We start from the raw sequence: 19,784 nt of genomic DNA, 5'->3' as shown, positions 1-19,784 counted from the left end.
CAGCTGCGCCCGCAGGAGTGTACGTGTCTTCCATTCCAATCAACAGGACTTCCTTATTTAGTGTGGTAGGATCCAAATGTATATTTTAAACTATCAACCGCAAGAGATCAGTTAGAGATGGTAACGGTCGATCGGCTTGTTCCTCAAGACCATTTGGTTCGAAAATGAAAGCTGCCACTGATTTTTCCTTCATCTACGATCTGGTTGAAGATCTTTATTCGGATGTGGGTCGTCCAAGCCTTGACGAAGTCATGTTAATTAAGCTTCTACTCATTCAACATACTTTTGGTACCCGGTCCATGCTCCAGACAATCAAGGAAACAGAAACCAACATGGCCTATCGCTGGTTCCTGGGATTAGGTTTCCATGATCCGGTGCCCCATTTCTCAACTTTCGGTAAGAATTACATTTGCCGTTTTCAGGATACGGATTTATTCGAACAGATTTTCTATCGCATCCTTAAGATCGCAGCTGAAATGAAACTGATCAGCTCAGATCATGTATTCATTGATTCCACTCACGTAAAGGCTAGTACCAATAAACATAAATTCGATAAGAAAAATGGTGCGGAAAGATACTTGTGCTTACCTGAAGGGGTTTGGAATGAGACCATTCCAAACCCCTTTTGTCTACAAACTGAAAGAAACAGCTGTAAAAGCTGCTTCTTTTAAGTAATTATCGGGATTGGAGCATCTTTGTACGGTAATCTGTTTCGTAGTACTCCAGTTCTTCTCTTATTCGCTGAAAGCTGCCCTCAAGACCCAGCAGCAGCTCGCTTAATTCTGCAGATACTGGCTGCCTGAACTTTATAGCATTCTTTCCTGTATATGCAGACCTGCTATCCTCATACCACACATCACTTTTCGGAGAGAAGAATTCTTCAATGCACTGGTAATAAATCCTGTATAATGTTTTTTCTGCAGCAGCCTTTGAAAATGCTTCCGCCTGCAAAATGACCTTACAAGCATCGAGACCTTCTTCGCAATATACCGTAAGTTTCCGCAAGCTTGAGAGAATGGATTTATAATATTCTTCATCAGCCTGTTGTCCCTGCTGAAGTCTGGTAAGAGTTGTTTCATTCAGGAATGCTTCCAGCTCGTGCACGCTTTTCGCCAGAAATTCCCTGACTTCTTCAATTTGTGTTTTTACGATTGTATTACCCAAAATAACACCCCCAATGGATTTTTATCAAACTTTATTAAACTGGCTGGACAATATAATCTAAAGGCGAGCGTACTTCAAAAGCTCCTTTTTGTTCAATGCCCTCAACAATTTCAGGAAGCTTGTTATAATCAAGCCCACTGAAAATATCCGCGAATTCTCTTTGCACATTAATATATACCCTCTTACGATGGCGATATCCGGGATTTTTCAATAAAGCTGCTATAGCCACAAGATCTCTTAAATAAACTTCCCTTGCTCCGGCTTTGAACACTGGCTCTGCTTCAAATGGTGTGATGCTGCCAATCAATTCATCAAAATACCTGACATACAATACATGCAATGTTTTTTCTTTGCCGTCTTCAACAAAGGTGACCTCACTCCGGTTGAAAAAATCCTCAGATGTATTCGATTTCTCTTTTTCAAGTTCATACCCAACACATTGCTTAATAAGCATGTTATTCCTCCTGATGGACATTCATTCTATTAAAATAGATATGTATAAAGAAAATGCCTTCGATAACGAAAAGCATTTCCAATAAATAATTATTTAAATTTTATCATAAATTCTAAACTTTGTGCACAAAAGCTAGATATCTATATCCATCGTTTCCTGGAATTTTTCAAAGAAAAGATCTGCATCATCCTGGATATCATCATCATCAATCTTTTCAGGAAGCGGCGGAAGTTCCTTGATATTTTTCAAGCCGAAATAATCAAGAAATTCCTTTGTAGTGCCATATAAAATAGCCCTGCCTGTTCCTTCCGCCCTGCCAACCTCTTTAATTAGCGCCCTGGAAGTCAGTGTATGCAATGGTCTCTCTGTTTTTACCCCGCGTATCTCTTCAATTTCCGACCTTGTGATTGGCTGTTTATAAGCTATTATTGCCAGTGTTTCAAGAGCTGCCTGTGAAAGATGGCCGGCACCTGGTGATTCAACAAGTTTTTTTAAATAAATGGCATGCTCTTTTTTCGTGGCCAGCTGAAAAACACCTGCAAGCTGAACGATTGTAATCCCTCGATTATCATCCTTGTCATAATCCAACTGCAATTCAGCCACAATCTCATTAGCCTTCTGTTCTTCCACGTCTAGCACTGCCGCTATTTGCTTAAGGCTCAGTCCCTCATCTCCCGCAGCAAATAGCAGGCTTTCCAAAATACCTTTCCACTTAACTTTTCCCAAGCTTTTTACTCCTTTCTTGCAGTCATAAATATCTCAGCAAAGTTTTGTTCCTGCTGCACATCAATTTCCTTCCTTTTTATCAACTCAAGGATTGCCAGGAACGTAACGACAATGTGCTCACGATCAGAATCCGGGAACAAGTCATTAAAACTCGTCCTCGTGCCGCTCGCTTTCAGGAAGAGGATGATTTCATCCATTCTTTTTTCAATAGATATTTCCTGCCGGGCAATTTTCGTAGACATCGGCTTCTGCAATTTCTTTCTTCTTAATAGCTTTTGAAAAGCTCCAAGCATATCGTATAAAGAAATATCCAGGTCTGTATTTTCGGTTTTTATTTCCTTCGCATATTCAGTCAGATCACTCGGTGGCTTTGTATATATAAGACCGCGCTCTTGTTCGAGGGACTTTAAATCACTTGCGGCCTCTTTGAATTTTTTGTATTCGATCAGCCTTTCCACAAGTTCATTTCGGGGATCTTCCTCTTGTTCATACTCAAATTCATCATCTAGTACTTCCTCATGCTTTGGAAGAAGCATTTTGCTTTTTATGGCCAAAAGTGTTGCTGCCATGACCAGATATTCACTTGCGACATCCAGCTGGAATTCTTTCATTGCATGGATATACATGAGATATTGTTCAGTAATTTTCGCTACAGGTATATCGTAAATATCAATCTCCAGGCGATTGATCAAGTGCAGAAGTAAATCCAACGGACCTTCAAAGGCCTCGATTTTCACATTATATTGCATCGTTTCCCACCAAAATTCCTATATTGAACTGCATCATTATATAAGTATAGTGGATTAGCATGAGGTTATCCATTACTAATTTCCATATGAATTTTTAAAATTCCTGATAAAACAGGGACTATCGCCCAAACCTTTAACTCAGTTTCGTCATATGCTGAAAATGTAAAGTAGGCTATTTTACTATCAGGAGGTAATGTGCATGTCAGATAAAAAAGGGCATGGATGCCACGGACTAGGAGCTGGTTTTGCTCTTATCGTAGTGCTTTTCATATTGCTAATCATTGTAGGTGCAGCCTGGCTATAAGAATAAATGCCAGCTATCTAAATAGCACCCCATTATTCAGTGCCCGGCTTTTGCCGGGCGTTTTCTCTTTCTTCTGGCTTTATCTAATTTTGGCAATAGAGAAAAGCTCCTTGCAATAAGTGTTACGATTGTAAAACAAAGCCATTGTAAATCAGTTTCTAATTTTATGAACTTAGAAATTATGCTAAGCTAGTGTTACTTAATGGGGGGTTTTTTCATGACTAAATATCCAAGATCATATATACAATATCTCGCCCATTTCCACGGAGACAGGGATTACTTTGAGTGCCACGAAATCCTGGAGGAATATTGGAAAGCGACGGATGCAGGCAATAAAAAATCCATCTGGGTCGCGTTAATCCTGCTGGCTGTATCAAATTACCATTACCGGCGCAAAAATTATGCCGGAGCGATAAGAACATTAAGAAAATCACTAGAAATTTTTTCTCTTGATGTGCGGAGCTGTCTGCGTTTAGGCATGAATCATGAGGCTCTGATGGACATATTAAAAAAGAGAGAGAAGAATTTACTGAACAAGATCCCTTATATAAGTTTTAACCTGCCTATAACAGACATGGAGGTTGTTAAGCTTTGCCAGGAGGAATGTAAAGAAAACGGCTTTAAATGGGGAGCTAAGAGTGACCTCACTGACGAGGAATTGATTAACAGACATTCTTCAAGAGACCGGAGTGAAGTAATAGCAGAGCGTAAAATGGCATTGGACGAAAGAAAAAAAGAAAAAAGGCAGTGATTTAACATCCACTGCCTTCTGCTGTATTTCCTTCTTGAATGCACTTTTCAAAAAAAGCTAGAGTTTCTTCATTTGCTGATGCCTTCCAATCAGGAAACATCTCCTGGAGGGCATTGACCATCCTTTTGCCAATCCCCTGATGCCTATGAGATGGATTTACGGATATATGCTGAATCTGCATCATTTTTGGATCGGTGAAGTTCACACCTAAAAGCCCGATGATGTCTTCATCTTCCTTCCATAAAAATAACTGCCAGGATTCGTCTGTTTCGTAATTCTTCATCGTTTGCTGAAGCTTTTTTAAATCCTTTTCATTAGGCATGAAAGACAACAGACCCATCGCAATCTTTTCAAATGCCTTTTTATAACGAATTAACATAAGTATCCCTCATTAGTGGTTTGACGGTAGTAATGGAATGATAACAAGATCATTTTTTCCATTTTTCTTCTAAATTAAACCTTTATGCCCTATTCACTGATAGAGAAGCTAATGTGAAAAAAAGCCTTTTAATAATATATGCTTTCAAGCAATTCAGGTTCATACGATGTTGCAATTGATAATATCATACATAATCCAGGCAGATTCTTCAATTAATTTTCCGTTTCCTATTGGCCAAGAACAATAATGATCTCTTATTACAATAATGACATTTTAGCGAGAATAATGGTATTCAATAATTGGCCAGGAACAATAAAGAACCAGTAATAAGCCCCCCAGGCAACAGCCATCAGCAATAAAAGCAAAAATAACATCCAGTTATTTTTCTTCATACGGCATCCCTCCCAATCTGTAATTCTACAATAAGGCTGGGCAATTAGCCAATCTTTAAAATAACTAGCGTACGACTAAAAAAAGCTGCAAAGGTGCAGCTTAATTTTTAATTTTTTCTTTAAGAGGCAAGTCTAATTTTACCATATCCTCAAATGTTTCACGGCGAACCACTAATGTATCCTTAGCGTCTTCAAGAAATACAACTGCCGGACGAGGCAAACGGTTATAATTATTAGCCATTGAATACCCATAAGCACCTGTGCAAAAAACAGCCAATAAATCCTGGTTGCCTGATTTCGGCAGTGGGAGGTCCCAAATTAACATATCTCCGGACTCACAGCATTTTCCGGCAATTGATACTGTCTCTTCAGGCTTGTCCATCACCCTATTCGCAAGGACCGCTTCATACTTCGCCTGATACAATGCTGGACGGATATTGTCACTCATGCCACCATCAACTGCAACATATTGGCGGACATTCGGAACATCCTTCCTCGAACCAATACGATAAAGTGTCGTACCTGCATCCCCTACAAGGGAACGGCCAGGTTCAATCCAAATTTCAGGCATTTTCATTGAATAGGAGGCTGCCTGCTTTTTAACCTCTGCGATAATTTCCACAACATACTGAGCTGCAGGAATCGGATCGTCTTCATTTGTATAACGTATCCCAAACCCTCCGCCTAGATTAAGAACCTTTGATTCGAATGAAAGCTCATTTTTCCATTGATGCAATTTCTCAAAAATTTTCTGGGCAGCCAATATAAATCCAGTCGTTTCAAAAATTTGCGAACCGATGTGGCAGTGAAGACCCAAAACTTCAATGTTTTTATCCTTCAAAGCAATTTGCATCGCCTCATCAGCCTGTCCGTTCTGCAAATCAAAACCGAATTTAGAATCTTCCTGACCGGTTAAAATATAGTCATGTGTATGGGCCTCAATCCCTGGGGTGACACGAAGGAGTACCTTCATACTCCTTTTTTTATCCTCACAGAGGCCCCGCAGCATCTCTAATTCATAAAAATTATCGACTACAATGCAGCCAACATTTTTTTCAATCGCCATGATAAGCTCTTCACGGCTTTTATTGTTTCCATGAAAATGGATTCTTTCAGTAGGAAAGCCAGCAGCAAGTGCAGTATACAGTTCTCCTCCTGAGACGACGTCCAGCGATAGCTCTTCCTCATCCGCCAGCTGCACCATGGCAACTGTTGAAAAAGCCTTGCTTGCATATGCTACCTGGGCGGTAATTCCCGCCTTCTCAAATGTTTTCTTAAAGCTTCTTGCCCGTTCACGTATTAAAGCTACATCATAGACATATAGTGGGGTTCCATATTTTTCAGCCAGTTGGACTGTATCAACACCGCCAATTTCTAAATGTCCAAGACGATTAACCTTTGCAGTTCCTTGAAACTCCATGCTGTCCCCTCATCCCTTGACAATATATGACCTTTCTCGTTCATTGTTGTTCTGCAAATGATTTTAATTCAGATTTAAAAAGCAATCCTGAGAATCTGTAATCAATAGAGCAAATTCTTGATTTTAAGTTTTTACTCTGTTCACATTAACAACAACATTTAGAAAAAGCCTAATAAATAAATAGACAGTTCAGTCGTGAACTGTCTTATTTTTTTGCTTTAAGTCTTTAGTAAATTAAAAACACTTTACCATATTCTATTGGAACGTGCAATTGGAACTTGGTCATGAATTTGAAGGCTGTTTATAACGATTTTTAGCATGGACGATACTCGGCCTGATTTTGGAACCTGGAACAGCCCTCCTGATAATAATCTGCATGAAAGCTATTGGATGAAAAGGCATGAATGGCCACAGATAAGGAGTATTCAAAGACTTAATATTTGCGAGCATCAGCAGCCAAACTGTAGTGCCGACCATAAATCCCGGAACATGGAAAAGTGCTGTAATGATCAATAGAAATACCCTGCCAATCTTATTGGCAATACTTAGCTCATAGCTCGGGGTCGCATATGTTCCAATAGCAGCCACTGCCACATAGAGGATGACTTCTGGTACAAACATCCCTACATCAATTGCAATTTGACCGATCAGTACAGCAGCGATCAAACCCATAGCAGTTGATAAAGGCGTCGGTGTATGGATTGCAGCCATCCTCAGGAATTCGATCCCTCCGTCCGCAAGCATAATCTGCAAGAAAATCGGGATATTGGATTTGTCATTTGGACCAATGAAGTTAATTTTTTCTGGCAGAAGATCTGGATTCTGGACGAATAAATACCATAGTGGCAAAAGCAAAAGCGACGCGAGCACCCCTAGGAACCTGACCCATCTGACCATTGTCCCGACTGCTGGCGACTGCCTGTATTCCTCAGCATGCTGGAGATGGTGAAAATATGTTGTTGGCGTAATAATGACACTTGGAGATGTATCCACGTAAATCAATACATGCCCCTCTAGCAAATGGGTTGCAGCAACATCCGCACGCTCGGTGTACCTAACGAGTGGATATGGATTGTAACCTTGTTTAACAAGAAACTCTTCAATCGTCTTATCTGCCATCGTAATTCCATCGATTTTTATCGTATTTAATTCCTTTTTAATTACTTCGATTAAATCAGGATTCGCAATATCCTTGATATAGGCGATGGCTACATCTGATTTGGAACGCTCTCCAACCTTCATCATTTCAAAACGCAGATTCTCGTCCCTAATTCTTCTTCTCGTCAAAGCGGTGTTTACAATAATATTTTCTACAAAGCCATCCCTCGATCCACGGACAACCTTTTCAGTGTCAGGCTCCTGCGGCTGTCTTCCAGGATAGCTACGTACATCGACAACAAAGGCAGTTCTTTCACCCTCGACCAAAATAACAATCAAACCAGATAAAACCTGATCAACCAGCTCATCCATTGTTTTAATTGTCTGTACTGATTGGTGAGTAATCCTATTCTCGACAATCATCTGAAGGTGCGTGGACAGCTTTTCATGATCATTGATACCAACTAATTCTTCAACAATATGGATGATGAACTGGGTATCACATAAACCATTCACATAATAAAAGTGAACCTCTTTTTTTAGGATTTTCAGCTTTCTGACACCAAGGTCAAAGCTATCTTCCAAGCCCACCCGCTCTTTCATGTATTTCTCTGCTTCATGCAAGGATTCTGGTATAGGCAGCATATCATTTTTATTCTTTGGCATAGAATCCGCTCCTTTCAAGGATGATTTCCACTGCTTTTTTTGTGATCGGTGCCCCGCGCTCGTAATGGTCACGGCGAGCCATCTTGCCAATATCGCCAATTCCTATAATCAGAGGGACATCTAACTTATCTAAACAGTAAACCGTATCGCCATTGATCCTTCCTAGCTCCAGCTCAGGAAGTCCATGTTTATCAACTCCATATGGAGTAAGCTCTCCATCCCTGTCGATGCAGAAATCCACCTTACTCCACTCAGCCATATGCGTTTTCGAAGCTACAGCAATAACTCCAAGAACATTGATATCCTCATGCTCCGCAACATATTTCAATGCCTGCTCACCTGCGCCCTCTCCAAGGAAGCCGCTATCATCAAACATTACTAAAACAGGATCATTGGCTGCTTTTTTAATCAGGTTTACAAGACTAGACCCCGAAAGAACGGACGGATTGCCATGTGAATGAGAAATGCATCGCCCGCCAACGTCAGCTGCGACTCGTTCTACTGATCGTCTGGCATAGTCATCGCCATCTGTAATTAATATTACATTCCGTTTCTCGGTCATTCGGTGCCGTCCTTTCTGATCCTTCGTTTTTTACCGTCCGACAAAGTATATCCAGTGAAATAAAGAACCGAATACTTTGCCCAGCACGATTGCCATTAACAATATTTCAAGCTTGTCATCTACGCGAATTCTTTTTGCCAGGATAGGCAGAACATTGAGAACTTCCGTCAAAGCAGCCGCAAGCATGCCGACAAATATTCCTCCGGCCAAACCGAGCGGGATTGCCACATAAGGAGAGAAATTCAGTATAGGGTCCCGAATGCTCCCCGCAGTCCCCAGCAGGGCACCAAGAACTACAGACCATTCATACCATGAAATCAAGTTCATTGTTTTTGTCAATTGGGTAAGCCTTGGAATCACTCCCAGCACCGTCAAAAAGGCTACAAATCCTGAACCTACCGCCAGCCCGCTTGCAAGTCCTATCAGCATGATGAATAACACACTAATGGTCATCGACGTGCTTCACGTTTTCCTTATTCTCATGCAGAATTACATATTGATCGAGTGATTGCTGGTAGTTGAACATTTCCACCTCGAGCGGGCTAGGCTCTTCGTTAATCCTTTTTTTGAATACATGGTTGAAAAACAAAATCATACCAAGACCAATTCCGATTGAATATGGAATCTGAAAGAGAAGAGGCTTTTGTTCTGTCTTTCCCGTCAAGATTGTATAAATGCGCTCCTGAACACTTTGCATGCTGACGTCCTCATGAAAATTCATGATGGTAAGGGCAGCCCCGAAAAATAATAAAAACCAGACAAGAAAGAAATATGGAATCGACATCCCCTTTTTTTGATAGATCACTTCCACAATAGTCTGGGGCGGCCCTAATGCCTGAACTTCATATTCAGGAAAGTTTCCTGTGATAAACTTAATGACCTTCATCACATCAATGATGTGGATATGATCCTTAGGTGTCACCTTCAGGACCTGAAGCACCATAAGTTTGTCATAGACTTCCTCGCCAGCGATGATTTGCGCAATATCCTTTAACAAGAGTGATTCTTCTGGTTTGACTTGGACCCGATTGCGCATGCGAATATAAATCGTTTTTTCCATCAGATTCACTTCCAACACATTGTTTTCCTTGTATATTTAGTATGTTTAGCTGATGTTTTTTCATGAAGTCCAATAATTGGTTAAGATTACGTTTTTTTGGCAGCAAGAAAAGTGCAAGCTCCAAGTAAAAGGAACAGCGACTAACTACGCCACGTCCTGTGGCAACGTCGGCCCTAGTACATCGTGTCAAATCGAAGGGCCTGCCTTTGAAGTCGCTCTTTGACTTCAATGGCAGGCTCGAAGCGTCTCGAGGAGTTAGGAGCCGCAGCAGACAAGCCACACGAGGGGCTAGGCGCTGGAGCTGGACAATTCTCGAAGTGAATTTTATACTTTTTTATCACATAAAAAAGCCGCATGGATATTAAATATCCATACGGCCCTTCATTTGCTGAAGTATTTTCTTTTCGAGTCGCGAGACCTGCACCTGGGAAATTCCTAGCCTCAATGCTACCTCCGACTGAGTCTGGTCTTTATAATACCTCAGGTATACAATCAGCTTTTCCCTTTCATCAAGTTCATTGATCGCTTCTTTCAAAGCGATTTTATCGAACCATCGTCCCTCTTCTCCATTATCGATTTGGTCAAGCAGGGTGATTGGGTCTCCATCATTCTCATAGACAGTTTCATGAATGGAAGCAGGTGTACGGCTAGCCTCCTGCGCCATGATTACTTCTTCAGGAGAAAGCTGGAGATACTCCGCAACTTCATTGACAGTTGGTACCCTGCCAAAGTTCTTCGAAAGCTCATCTTTAGCTTTCCTGATTTTATTACCGGTTTCTTTCAATGACCTGCTCACTTTTACAGTGCCATCATCCCTGATGAAGCGCTGTATTTCTCCAATGATCATTGGAACCGCGTAGGTTGAAAATTTCACATCATACGACAAGTCAAATTTATCAACTGATTTCAATAGGCCGATGCTGCCAATCTGGAAAAGATCGTCCGGTTCATACCCTCTGTTGAGGAAGCGCTGGACGACAGACCATACAAGCCGCATGTTTTTTTGGACAATCAAATCCCTGGCGGCCTGGTCTCCCTGCTGGCTTCTCAAAATCAGTTCTTTGACTTCGTGGTCCTTAAGATACGTTTGGCTATTATCGTTTTTTACCTCCACATCCATAGGCAGAACTCCCTTAATTGCACAGCGCTTTGCTCTTTGACAGGTGCTTTTTCAAACGAATCTCTGTCCCAAAGCCGGGCTCTGATCTCACTTGTACTTCGTCCATGAAATTTTCCATAATGGTAAAGCCCATACCTGATCTTTCAAGCTCAGGTTTAGACGTGTATAGAGGCTGCATCGCCTCATCGATATCAGGTATGCCAATACCTTCATCCTTAATCAGCATCTCAACAGTACCCTCCTGCAATAAAACAGAGATGTACACCATTCCATTGGCATCATTTTCATAGCCATGGATAATCGAGTTCGTAACCGCTTCGGAAACAACCGTCTTGATTTCAGTCAGTTCATCAAGAGTAGGATCCAGCTGCGCAATGAAAGCAGCAACGGTTACCCTTGCAAAAGATTCATTTTGGCTTAACGCGCTAAATTGAAGATTCATCTCATTCTTCATGGATCAAGCAACCCCCAATCTCTCTAATGCATATTCTTCAGTCGGTTCAAGACGGATAATCTTAAATAAACCCGACATGTCAAATAACCTTTTGATTGGCGGTGAGATCGCACAAACGACCATTTCTCCATGGAGCTGTTTAATTTGCTTATATCTTCCTAGAACTACACCAAGGCCAGAACTATCCATAAAGGAAAGATGCTCAAGGTTCAAGACAATGTGGCGGACATTTTCACTCTCAAGGGCTTTTGTTGCCTGCTCGCGAAGCTGGTCTGCTGTATGGTGGTCCAACTCACCGCTAATTCGAATACATAAGACATCATGCTTCACTTCCATATCAATGTTAAGACTCACTATCCAAGCCTCCTTATCTGGTATAGTGAGTCAAATTCTCTATTTCACAAGGCAATTCCTTCTTAAGAACAAAACTAGTGCGAATTCGCTAAAACTAGATGTAATGACAGAGCATTCGACAACTCTAGCTTGCTTATGATTAGGACAGTATTTTCCATCATCTTAAGGCGGTTATATTTTTACAACTAGTGATATATCTCTTCCAACTAGTTATACATTGCCTCCAACTAGTGATATCTCCATTCGAAAGAGTGAATTATTGTATTCAACAAGTAAATTTCCGCTGTCAACTAGTTAAATATTGCTTCCAACTGGTGAAAAACCATTAGTTTTGGCTGCCAGCGCGGGTAAACATTCCAAACGAACGTTTATATAGCGTCCACCAACTCGCTTTTTCTACTTTTGTATCCGCAACAAGCTGTGTTTCGGCCAATACTTTTCCATTTTTCACAAGCTTCAGCGTGCCTACCTTGTCGCCTTTTTCAACTGGTGCCTTTAAGGACTTATTCAGGGTGATTTTTTGTTTTACATCTTTGATGTCTTCGCCTTTTTTCGTTAAAAGTGAGACACTTTCAGATGTCACGGCGTTTACCATTTGCTTATCGCCTTTGCTGATTGCAGCTTTGCCAAGTGGATGGCCTTTTTTGAACATAGGATGAGTCTGATACTGGCTAAAAGCATAATCCAGCATCTTCGTCACCTGTGCATTCCTTGCTTTGGAAGTAGGAGCTCCAAACACTACTGCGATCGCGCGCATACCTTCCTTTTGAGCAGTGGCAGTAAGACAATATTTCGCTTCATTTGTAAATCCAGTCTTCAAACCATCGACGCCGGGATAAAAACGGACTAGCTTATTCGTATTGACAAGCCAGAACTTTTTGTCTGAATCCTCACGCAGATAATCTTCGTATGTTCCGGTGAACTTTGTGATTTTCTCATATTTCAATAGCTCTTTTGCCATCATGGCCATATCATAGGCAGAGCTGTAATGGCCATCGACAGGCAGTCCTGTCGTATTTTTAAAAACTGTATTCTTAAGACCTAATTCCTTTAATTTATCATTCATCATTTTTACAAAAGCTTCCTCTGAGCCGCCTATACGTTCGGCCATCGCAACAGCTGCATCATTGCCAGACCCAATCGCAATTCCTTTCAGCATCTGCTCAACGGTCATTTCTTCTCCTGGTTCAAGGAAGATTTGGGAACCACCCATTGACGCAGCATACTCGCTTGTACGAACCTTCTCATCCATTTTCAGCCTGCCCTCATCGAGAGCCTCCATAATCAGAAGCATGGTCATAATTTTCGTCATGCTTGCAGGCGGAAGCTTTTCATGGCTGTTTTTTTCAAATAGCACTTCTCCAGTGTCTCGCTCAATCAAAATTGCCGAGCTGGCTTCATTTGCAAGGCCTGGATCCCCTTCATTGGCATATCCTTTTGGTACTATAAAAGCTGTGCTCAAAATACATACAAGCAGTAAACTGGCTAACTTTTTCAGATTCATGGACATAACCCTCCTATCTTTATAGGGTCTATTTTTTCCAATGAATCCATTTTTATACAAATGAAGAATATAAAAAAAGAAGTGAAGGGGAAACCCCTTCACTTCTTTTGGTTAAAATTATTCTGTGATCTCTTCATGTACCAAAATTGGTGCATCTACATGCTCACTTGAAACTTTGATATTTTCATACAGCATTTCTTTTACTTCGCTAACATCTTCAAAATTGCTGTAAATTGTAAGCAGCGACTCGCCTTGTTCTACCTTGTCGCCGATTTTTTTGCGAAGCATCAGTCCAACAGCCAAATCAATCTCTGATTCTTTTGTCGCTCTTCCTGCTCCAAGAAGCATTGCCGCTGTTCCAACTTCATCAGCTACGATTTCCGCAACATAACCAGCTTCTTTTGCTTCAAGTTCAAAAGTATATTTAGCTTGTGGAAGCCTGCTAGGATCATCAACTACAGAATCATCGCCGCCCTGTGAGCTCAAGAACACCTTGAAGGTTTCAAGTGCAGAGCCATTTTTGATGACTTCTTCAAGCATGCTGCGAGCCTCACCAAGAGAGTTTGCCTTTCCCGCAAGGAATACCATATGGCTTCCAAGAGTCAAGCATAGTTCTGTTAAGTCTTCAGGACCTTCACCCTTCAGAGTATCGATCGCTTCTTTTACTTCGAGCGCATTTCCAATTGCGTATCCAAGCGGCTGGCTCATATCAGAAATGACTGCCATCGTTCTGCGGCCTACATTATTTCCAATTCTCACCATTGCTTTGGCTAATTCGCGGGAATCATCAAGTGTCTTCATGAATGCTCCTGCGCCAGTTTTAACATCCAATACGATTGCGTCTGCACCTGCAGCAATTTTCTTGCTCATGATCGAGCTTGCAATCAAAGGAATGCTGTCAACCGTTGCCGTTACATCACGCAATGAATAAAGCTTTTTATCAGCTGGTGTTAAATTTCCGCTTTGGCCGATTACAGCAATCTTATTTTTATTTACCAGACGAATGAATTCGTCATTGTCGATTTCAACGTGGAAGCCATCCACTGCTTCAAGTTTATCGATTGTTCCGCCAGTATGGCCAAGACCTCGTCCTGACATTTTAGCGACTGGAACACCAAGAGCAGCAACCAATGGTCCTAATACAAGAGTCGTTGTATCGCCAACGCCGCCAGTTGAATGCTTATCAACCTTAACTCCTTCAATCTGGGACAGATCGATTTGGTCCCCTGATGCAACCATCGCCATAGTCAAGTCTGCGCGTTCTTTTTCAGTCATACCTTTGAAAAAAATCGCCATAGTAAGAGCACTTACCTGATAATCAGGTATCGTGCCTGCAGTGTAGCCATCAATGAAAAACTGGATTTCTTCCGTTGATAATTCATGTCCGTCACGTTTCTTTTCTATCACGTCAACCATTCTCACCATTATCACCACTTATTAATATTTAGCCGGGCAGCAGCTATTCGTTATATTTACCCAATTGCTTTAACAATCTCATTTACTAATGTGAGGAAGCTGGATTTTACTTTTTCAGTTGTTTCAATTACTTCATCATGGCTTAACGGCTGGTCAAGAATACCTGCTGCCATATTCGAAATACATGAAATTCCAAGTACTTCTAAACCAGAATGCCTTGCGACGATTACTTCCGGTACTGTTGACATACCGACTGCATCTCCGCCTAACGTACGTGCCAATCTTACTTCAGCAGGCGTTTCATAAACCGGTCCTGGATTTCCCACATACACGCCCTCTTTGATATTAATATTGCAGCGTCCAGCAACCTCTTTTGCGATACCTCTTAAATTCTTTGAATAGGCTTCGCTCATGTCAGGGAAACGCACGCCAAAACGTGAATCATTTGGCCCGATCAAAGGATTTGTTCCCATATTATTGATATGGTCAGTGATGATCATTAAATCGCCAGGGGTAAAGCTTTCATTCACTCCGCCTGCAGCGTTGGTAACAATCAGCTTTTCAATCCCTAACTCTTTCATGACGCGCACTGGAAAAGTAACTTTATCCATGCTATAGCCTTCGTAAAAATGGAAACGGCCTTGCATAGCAATAACTTCCACGCCGCTTAGCTGTCCGCATACTAGCTGGCCAGCATGGCCTTCAACAGTCGATACAGGGAATCCTGGAATTTCGTTATAAGGGATCTTGACCGGATTTTGGATATCGTCTGCAAGGACCCCAAGTCCAGAACCAAGGATCAGCCCGATTTTTGGCTGTTGTTGTAGCTTGTTATTAATGAATGATGCTGCTGTTTGAATTTGATTGTAATCCATGAATTCCACTCCTTATTTCAATTCCTTAAGGAAGCTAGTGCCGTGTTCAGGCATTTGCACCTCGAAGTTTTCCGCAACTGTTGCTCCGATATCAGCAAATGTTTTGCGGACTGGCAATTCTTTACCTTCAGCCATTCCCTTAGAATACACTAGGAGCGGCACGTATTCCCTTGTGTGGTCCGTTCCATAATGAACTGGGTCATTTCCATGGTCTGCAGTAATGATGAGCAAATCATCCTCTTTTAATTTAGAAAACACTTCTGGAAGGCGTGCATCATACTCTTCGAGTGCTTTTCCGTAACCTTCTGGATCGCGGCGGTGACCGAATAAAGCATCAAAGTCAACAAGGTTCAAGAAGCTCAAACCTGTGAAGTCCTGGTCCAAAGTCTGGAGAAGTTTATCCATTCCATCCATATTTGACACTGTGCGAAGAGATTCAGTCACACCTTCTCCGTCATATATATCAGAGATTTTGCCGATGGCCAGTACATCCAGGCCAGCATCCTTCATTTCATTCATCACTGTTCTGCCAAATGGCTTCAGCGCATAGTCATGACGGTTAGATGTTCGCTTGAAGTTTCCTGGCTCGCCAAGGAATGGACGAGCAATGACTCTTCCAACCATGTATTTTTCATCAAGGGTCAGTTCCCTGGCAATTTTGCAAATTTCATATTGTTCTTCGATTGGCACAATTTCTTCATGAGCAGCAATTTGCAATACAGAATCCGCAGAAGTGTAAACAATCAAAGCACCAGTTTTCATATGCTCTTCGCCAAGCTCGTCAAGGATTTCAGTACCGCTGGCAGGCTTATTCCCAATGATTTTTCGTCCTGTACGCGATTCTAACTCTGAGATCAGCTCATCAGGGAATCCATCAGGGAATACCTGGAACGGAGTCTGGATGTTAAGGCCCATGATTTCCCAATGTCCTGTCATCGTATCCTTGCCGTTTGATGCCTCTTCCATCTTTGTATAAAATGCCAACGGTTTCTGCGCAGGCTGAATCCCTTTAATTTCCTCAATATTGCTAAGACCGAGTTGGCCCATATTAGGCATGTTCAATCCGTTCATTCGTTCAGCGATATGACCCAAGGTATGTGATCCTTTATCTCCGAACTTTTCTGCATCTGGTGCCTCTCCGATCCCCACGGAATCCATGACGATCAAAAACACCCGCTTATATGTATGTGACATTCTTTCTCCTCCTTAACATGTGAATGCGTTTCCATCGTATTTACAATTTTATGTTACCCTTTTTAGTTTAGGATAATCTTATGCGTTTTCATTTGTCAGAAGTCTGACATCTTCATTGTACTAAATTAATTTAAAAACACAAGAAAAAAAAGCTGGCTTTCCGCTCAGCTTTTTGACAATTCTATGAACCTATTAAGCTCGTGGATGAAACTTGGTGTAAACATCCTTTAATCTTGTCTTCGTTACATGTGTATAAATTTGTGTTGTCGAAATGTCTGCATGCCCCAGCATTTCCTGGACGGCTCGAAGGTCTGCACCATTTTCAAGCAAATGCGTGGCAAATGAATGACGCATTGTATGTGGTGTCAGTTCCTTTTCGATTCCAGCCTCCATTGCCAGCCTCTTCAGGATTTTCCAGAATCCCTGTCTTGTCAATCCTTTGCCATGATGATTCAAAAATAATGAGTCATCACGCTGTTTTTTGGATACAAGCTTTGGCCTGCCTTTTTCAAGATACTGTTCTATAGCATCTGACGCTGTTTTGCCAATCGGAATGATCCGTTCCTTACTTCCTTTTCCCATGCAGCGGACAAAGCCCATTGTTAAATGCACATCTGAGATCTTGAGACCGATCAATTCACTGACCCGGATCCCTGTTGCATATAGCATTTCAAGCATGGCTTTATCGCGATATCCAAAGTGATCAGTCAGCTTTGGGCTTTCAAGCAGGGTTTCTACCTCTTCCATACTGAGAACCTTTGGCAGAGACCGCTCATGCTGCGGACTCTCTATATGAACGGTGGGATCATGGTCCACCGCTTTCTCCCTCAGCAGAAAATGATGGAAAGCCCGAATAGAAGCTATATGTCTGGCAAGTGTTTTTGAAGATTTGCCTGTGTCTTTTAGGTGGCTAAGGAAGTGGACGATCTGCGGGCGCTGAACCGAGTTTAAATCTTCCAGCTGCTCTACATTTTTTACATAAGTGATATAACTATTCAAATCTCGCTTATAGGAAACAATGGTATTTTTAGCAAGTCCTTTTTCAACTACTAAAAAGTGGATAAAGTCATCGAGCCTGTCTTCCATGTTTATTACTCCCCATTCAGATAAAACAGTAACAGCCTTTCGAGCATGCCTCCATCATTTTGGACGGATGCCCCCGAAACTTTAATGGCTGCTCCTTCCGGTGCATCATACCGATGGTAACTCTCATACTCTTCATTAATCCACATGATACCATAATAGAATAGGATTGTGCATCCAGTGAACAATATAAACACTTTCAAAGTGTGCGCAATCAGCCCAAACCAGGATTTCATATTTATTGCCCCCGTAATTGGTTTAATATGATAAGCTACCGTTTTTTCAACCGGCCATACTTATTCTTATTAATCTGTATGCCAATTTGGACAAGAAATATACCTGCGAGCTTTTTTAAAAGTAGGCTATGTTAAATTAGACTGTTGATTTCCGCTCCGGGCACTCGCTTTCCGCGGGGCGTCAGGTGAGCCTCCTCTTCGCTTTGCTCCTGCGGGGTCTCACCTTGGCCGCTGATCCCGCAGGAGTCGAGTACCCTCCGCTCCAATCAACAGGTGCTTATAGTCAACACTAATCTTTAACATAGCCTAAAAGTAAATAAAAAACCTTCTCTCTAAGTGAGAAAAGGTTATTAGATTATTCAGTTTCAGCCGTTTCTTTTTCCTGGCATCTGTAACAAATGCCGTGGAATGTCAGGCGGTGGTCTTTTATTTTAAAATTCCAGTCTCTTTCAACGATTTCTTCCACGTCTTCTAGAAGATCGTCCTGAATCTCATCAACTGCTCCGCATTCTATGCAGACAAGGTGGTGATGAAAATGGGCAGCGCCTTCCTGGCGGAGATCGTAACGGGACACACCGTCCCCGAAGTTAATTTTATCGACAATTTTCAATTCAGTCAGTAATTCAAGCGTGCGGTATACCGTAGCCAATCCGATTTCAGGAGACTTTTCTTTTACAAGCAAATACACATCTTCCGCACTTAAGTGGTCTTCTTCATGTTCAAGTAAAACGCGCACGGTTGCCTCGCGCTGCGGCGTTAATTTATAGCTGGACGAATGCAGCTGTTTCTTGATTCTATCAATTCTAGTTTCCATTTCGTTACTCTCACTCCCCCGCCACTGTCCTTTTATTATATCAGAAGGGTATTGAGAATCAAAATAAAATTATTACAATCAAGAAACCAGAGTTATTATTACCTGAAAATAAGTTTAATTAACTGAATTTATCACTGCTTTTAAAAGTGCTGGCGATAAATAAGCCTCCACCGCAGCGGCTGCAACAAGAAATGCAATTGCAGCTACAAAGGAGAATATATAGCGAAAAAATTGTGGCATGATTGGCTGATTGATTTTTTTCATAAATTGGTTGCGGATCATTTTTAACGAAAAAGTTACTGCCATTGCTGCAGTAATAATGAATACAGGAATTATGATGAAATTTTGTGGCAGGATGGACACAAAAGATAACAAAAAGCCATCCCAGCCCATCTGGTTAACAAGGAAACCGACAGTAAATCCTACAACCATGCCCTTCATGAACAATAGAATTAATATAACAGGAAGACCAATGATGGAAACACCTAAAATCCAGATGAGCCCAATGAATTTCCCGTTATGTAAAAAGCTTTGCAGAAATAAATCCCTGCCATCAGCAACCTTCCCTGTTGCTGCCTGTCCAAAAAATTGTGATAAATAATAGAACAAATCCTCTTTTTGAGTGAAGCTGAGTCTGTTCACAATTACTGCCCCGAAAATGACTCCCATTAAAAACAGGACAATTACAAAAAGATAGATTGAGGAATATTCTCGAAAATGGTTTGCTGCGACGTCCTGGTACTTTCTCTTCTTCATCACTCTTCCTCCTGCATATTGGTTAATACAATCATATGCCCGGACTTGTTATCTATGACTATGAGTGATGAATTTTTGACTAGATTAATGAAATGGTAGTTTTGGTTTACATACTCACATTCTTTTCAAAAATGCCGTGTTAAACTTGTCTGTTGATTTCCGCTCCAGGCACTCGCTTTCCGCGGGGCGTCAGGTGAGCCTCCTCGTCGCTTTGCTCCTGCGGGGTCTCACCTTGGCCGCTGATCCCGCAGGA

General features: G+C 41.6%; 24 protein-coding genes and 1 pseudogene. 3 read left to right on the top strand and 22 right to left on the bottom strand.

Translation table 11 applies throughout. The features are described 5' to 3' along the window. Positions 1-117: 117 nt before the first annotated feature. Positions 118-588, top strand: a pseudogene (locus V7654_RS02090) (transposase); the annotation flags it as partial. Positions 589-675: 87 nt separating this feature from the next. Here the strand turns inward: V7654_RS02090 and V7654_RS02085 are convergent. From V7654_RS02085 to V7654_RS02070, 4 genes are all read right to left on the bottom strand, one after another. Continuing rightward, on the bottom strand, positions 676-1,164 hold the full coding sequence (locus V7654_RS02085) for a DUF3907 family protein (protein WP_335428091.1): 489 nt from the start codon (positions 1,162-1,164) through the stop codon (positions 676-678). Between the two features lie 34 nt (positions 1,165-1,198). Next, positions 1,199-1,618 carry a hypothetical protein gene (locus V7654_RS02080; RefSeq protein WP_335428089.1) on the bottom strand — a complete coding sequence of 140 codons (420 nt, stop codon included), beginning with the start codon at positions 1,616-1,618 and terminating at the stop codon, positions 1,199-1,201. Between the two features lie 132 nt (positions 1,619-1,750). Continuing rightward, positions 1,751-2,344: an SMC-Scp complex subunit ScpB gene (scpB, locus tag V7654_RS02075; protein ID WP_335428088.1), complete on the bottom strand. Its 594-nt coding sequence runs from the start codon at positions 2,342-2,344 to the stop codon at positions 1,751-1,753. A 5-nt stretch (positions 2,345-2,349) separates the two neighbouring features. Continuing rightward, positions 2,350-3,093, bottom strand: coding sequence for a segregation/condensation protein A (locus V7654_RS02070; RefSeq protein WP_335428086.1), 744 nt, complete (start codon positions 3,091-3,093; stop codon positions 2,350-2,352). Between the two features lie 193 nt (positions 3,094-3,286). Here V7654_RS02070 and V7654_RS02065 point away from each other — a divergent pair, with 193 nt between their 5' ends. Beyond that, positions 3,287-3,397, top strand: coding sequence for a YjcZ family sporulation protein (locus V7654_RS02065; protein WP_335428083.1), 111 nt, complete (start codon positions 3,287-3,289; stop codon positions 3,395-3,397). A gap of 217 nt (positions 3,398-3,614) precedes the next feature. After that, the gene (locus tag V7654_RS02060; RefSeq protein WP_335428082.1) at positions 3,615-4,148 is read left to right on the top strand and encodes a DUF309 domain-containing protein; all 534 of its coding nucleotides are present in this window, start codon (positions 3,615-3,617) and stop codon (positions 4,146-4,148) included. Position 4,149: 1 nt separating this feature from the next. Here V7654_RS02060 and V7654_RS02055 read toward each other — a convergent pair whose 3' ends face one another. The 18 genes from V7654_RS02055 to spoIIM form a co-directional block, all read right to left on the bottom strand. Beyond that, positions 4,150-4,527 carry a GNAT family N-acetyltransferase gene (locus tag V7654_RS02055; RefSeq protein ID WP_335428081.1) on the bottom strand — a complete coding sequence of 126 codons (378 nt, stop codon included), beginning with the start codon at positions 4,525-4,527 and terminating at the stop codon, positions 4,150-4,152. Between the two features lie 257 nt (positions 4,528-4,784). Continuing rightward, entirely contained in the window at positions 4,785-4,919 is a 135-nt protein-coding gene (locus V7654_RS02050) for a hypothetical protein (protein ID WP_335428080.1), read from the bottom strand. 100 nt (positions 4,920-5,019) lie between these two features. Further along, positions 5,020-6,339: a diaminopimelate decarboxylase gene (gene lysA / locus V7654_RS02045; RefSeq protein WP_335428079.1), complete on the bottom strand. Its 1,320-nt coding sequence runs from the start codon at positions 6,337-6,339 to the stop codon at positions 5,020-5,022. Between the two features lie 282 nt (positions 6,340-6,621). Continuing rightward, positions 6,622-8,103, bottom strand: coding sequence for a spore germination protein (locus V7654_RS02040; protein WP_335428078.1), 1,482 nt, complete (start codon positions 8,101-8,103; stop codon positions 6,622-6,624). Continuing rightward, positions 8,090-8,665 (bottom strand): stage V sporulation protein AE, encoded by a 576-nt coding sequence (locus V7654_RS02035; protein ID WP_335428076.1) that lies wholly within the window; start codon positions 8,663-8,665, stop codon positions 8,090-8,092. The genes V7654_RS02040 and V7654_RS02035 overlap by 14 nt, the downstream gene beginning before the upstream one ends. A gap of 30 nt (positions 8,666-8,695) precedes the next feature. Then, positions 8,696-9,118, bottom strand: coding sequence for a stage V sporulation protein AB (locus V7654_RS02030; RefSeq protein ID WP_335428074.1), 423 nt, complete (start codon positions 9,116-9,118; stop codon positions 8,696-8,698). Beyond that, a complete protein-coding gene (locus tag V7654_RS02025; protein ID WP_335428073.1) occupies positions 9,108-9,725 on the bottom strand; it encodes a stage V sporulation protein AA in 618 nt (205 codons plus the stop codon). Before V7654_RS02025 ends, V7654_RS02030 begins: the two co-directional genes overlap by 11 nt. Before the next feature lie 361 nt (positions 9,726-10,086). Then, positions 10,087-10,845 carry an RNA polymerase sporulation sigma factor SigF gene (gene sigF / locus V7654_RS02020; RefSeq protein ID WP_335428072.1) on the bottom strand — a complete coding sequence of 253 codons (759 nt, stop codon included), beginning with the start codon at positions 10,843-10,845 and terminating at the stop codon, positions 10,087-10,089. A 13-nt stretch (positions 10,846-10,858) separates the two neighbouring features. Further along, the gene (gene spoIIAB / locus V7654_RS02015) at positions 10,859-11,299 is read right to left on the bottom strand and encodes an anti-sigma F factor (RefSeq protein WP_335428071.1); all 441 of its coding nucleotides are present in this window, start codon (positions 11,297-11,299) and stop codon (positions 10,859-10,861) included. Positions 11,300-11,302: 3 nt separating this feature from the next. Continuing rightward, positions 11,303-11,653, bottom strand: a complete 351-nt coding sequence (gene spoIIAA / locus V7654_RS02010) for an anti-sigma F factor antagonist (protein WP_335428069.1) — start codon at positions 11,651-11,653, stop codon at positions 11,303-11,305. Positions 11,654-11,978: 325 nt separating this feature from the next. Further along, positions 11,979-13,151 carry a D-alanyl-D-alanine carboxypeptidase family protein gene (locus tag V7654_RS02005; RefSeq protein WP_335428187.1) on the bottom strand — a complete coding sequence of 391 codons (1,173 nt, stop codon included), beginning with the start codon at positions 13,149-13,151 and terminating at the stop codon, positions 11,979-11,981. A gap of 123 nt (positions 13,152-13,274) precedes the next feature. After that, complete coding sequence (locus tag V7654_RS02000; RefSeq protein WP_335428068.1) at positions 13,275-14,579, bottom strand: pyrimidine-nucleoside phosphorylase; 1,305 nt, start codon at positions 14,577-14,579, stop codon at positions 13,275-13,277. Positions 14,580-14,629: 50 nt separating this feature from the next. Continuing rightward, positions 14,630-15,448, bottom strand: a complete 819-nt coding sequence (locus V7654_RS01995; protein ID WP_335428066.1) for a purine-nucleoside phosphorylase — start codon at positions 15,446-15,448, stop codon at positions 14,630-14,632. A 12-nt stretch (positions 15,449-15,460) separates the two neighbouring features. Continuing rightward, positions 15,461-16,642, bottom strand: coding sequence for a phosphopentomutase (deoB, locus tag V7654_RS01990; RefSeq protein WP_335428064.1), 1,182 nt, complete (start codon positions 16,640-16,642; stop codon positions 15,461-15,463). 192 nt (positions 16,643-16,834) lie between these two features. Continuing rightward, entirely contained in the window at positions 16,835-17,728 is an 894-nt protein-coding gene (gene xerD, locus V7654_RS01985; protein WP_335428062.1) for a site-specific tyrosine recombinase XerD, read from the bottom strand. Positions 17,729-17,733: 5 nt separating this feature from the next. Then, positions 17,734-17,961: a YqzK family protein gene (locus tag V7654_RS01980; RefSeq protein ID WP_335428061.1), complete on the bottom strand. Its 228-nt coding sequence runs from the start codon at positions 17,959-17,961 to the stop codon at positions 17,734-17,736. A 355-nt stretch (positions 17,962-18,316) separates the two neighbouring features. Further along, positions 18,317-18,775, bottom strand: a complete 459-nt coding sequence (gene fur / locus V7654_RS01975; protein ID WP_207499878.1) for a ferric iron uptake transcriptional regulator — start codon at positions 18,773-18,775, stop codon at positions 18,317-18,319. 114 nt (positions 18,776-18,889) lie between these two features. Beyond that, positions 18,890-19,531 carry a stage II sporulation protein M gene (gene spoIIM / locus V7654_RS01970; protein WP_335428059.1) on the bottom strand — a complete coding sequence of 214 codons (642 nt, stop codon included), beginning with the start codon at positions 19,529-19,531 and terminating at the stop codon, positions 18,890-18,892. Between the last annotated feature and the right edge of the window lie 253 nt (positions 19,532-19,784).

It is taken from the genome of Bacillus sp. JJ1609, assembly GCF_036967045.1.
Lineage (GTDB): Bacteria > Bacillota > Bacilli > Bacillales > Cytobacillaceae > Mesobacillus.
This window is presented reverse-complemented; position numbering and strand designations above follow the sequence as displayed.

Bases quoted from the DNA above. Each gene is read 5' to 3' on its own strand.
- V7654_RS01980 (WP_335428061.1), bottom strand. From the start codon at position 17,961: ATGAAATCCTGGTTTGGGCTGATTGCGCACACTTTGAAAGTGTTTATA.
- V7654_RS02080 (WP_335428089.1), bottom strand. From the start codon at position 1,618: ATGCTTATTAAGCAATGTGTTGGGTATGAACTTGAAAAAGAGAAATCG.
- xerD (WP_335428062.1), bottom strand. From the start codon at position 17,728: ATGGAAGACAGGCTCGATGACTTTATCCACTTTTTAGTAGTTGAAAAA.
- sigF (WP_335428072.1), bottom strand. From the start codon at position 10,845: ATGGATGTGGAGGTAAAAAACGATAATAGCCAAACGTATCTTAAGGAC.
- V7654_RS02040 (WP_335428078.1), bottom strand. From the start codon at position 8,103: ATGCCAAAGAATAAAAATGATATGCTGCCTATACCAGAATCCTTGCAT.
- V7654_RS02055 (WP_335428081.1), bottom strand. From the start codon at position 4,527: ATGTTAATTCGTTATAAAAAGGCATTTGAAAAGATTGCGATGGGTCTG.
- lysA (WP_335428079.1), bottom strand. From the start codon at position 6,339: ATGGAGTTTCAAGGAACTGCAAAGGTTAATCGTCTTGGACATTTAGAA.
- V7654_RS02050 (WP_335428080.1), bottom strand. From the start codon at position 4,919: ATGAAGAAAAATAACTGGATGTTATTTTTGCTTTTATTGCTGATGGCT.
- spoIIM (WP_335428059.1), bottom strand. From the start codon at position 19,531: ATGAAGAAGAGAAAGTACCAGGACGTCGCAGCAAACCATTTTCGAGAA.
- fur (WP_207499878.1), bottom strand. From the start codon at position 18,775: ATGGAAACTAGAATTGATAGAATCAAGAAACAGCTGCATTCGTCCAGC.
- spoIIAB (WP_335428071.1), bottom strand. From the start codon at position 11,299: ATGAAGAATGAGATGAATCTTCAATTTAGCGCGTTAAGCCAAAATGAA.
- V7654_RS02070 (WP_335428086.1), bottom strand. From the start codon at position 3,093: ATGCAATATAATGTGAAAATCGAGGCCTTTGAAGGTCCGTTGGATTTA.
- V7654_RS02030 (WP_335428074.1), bottom strand. From the start codon at position 9,118: ATGACCATTAGTGTGTTATTCATCATGCTGATAGGACTTGCAAGCGGG.
- V7654_RS02025 (WP_335428073.1), bottom strand. From the start codon at position 9,725: ATGGAAAAAACGATTTATATTCGCATGCGCAATCGGGTCCAAGTCAAA.
- V7654_RS01995 (WP_335428066.1), bottom strand. From the start codon at position 15,448: ATGGATTACAATCAAATTCAAACAGCAGCATCATTCATTAATAACAAG.
- deoB (WP_335428064.1), bottom strand. From the start codon at position 16,642: ATGTCACATACATATAAGCGGGTGTTTTTGATCGTCATGGATTCCGTG.
- V7654_RS02035 (WP_335428076.1), bottom strand. From the start codon at position 8,665: ATGACCGAGAAACGGAATGTAATATTAATTACAGATGGCGATGACTAT.
- V7654_RS02065 (WP_335428083.1), top strand. From the start codon at position 3,287: ATGTGCATGTCAGATAAAAAAGGGCATGGATGCCACGGACTAGGAGCT.
- V7654_RS02060 (WP_335428082.1), top strand. From the start codon at position 3,615: ATGACTAAATATCCAAGATCATATATACAATATCTCGCCCATTTCCAC.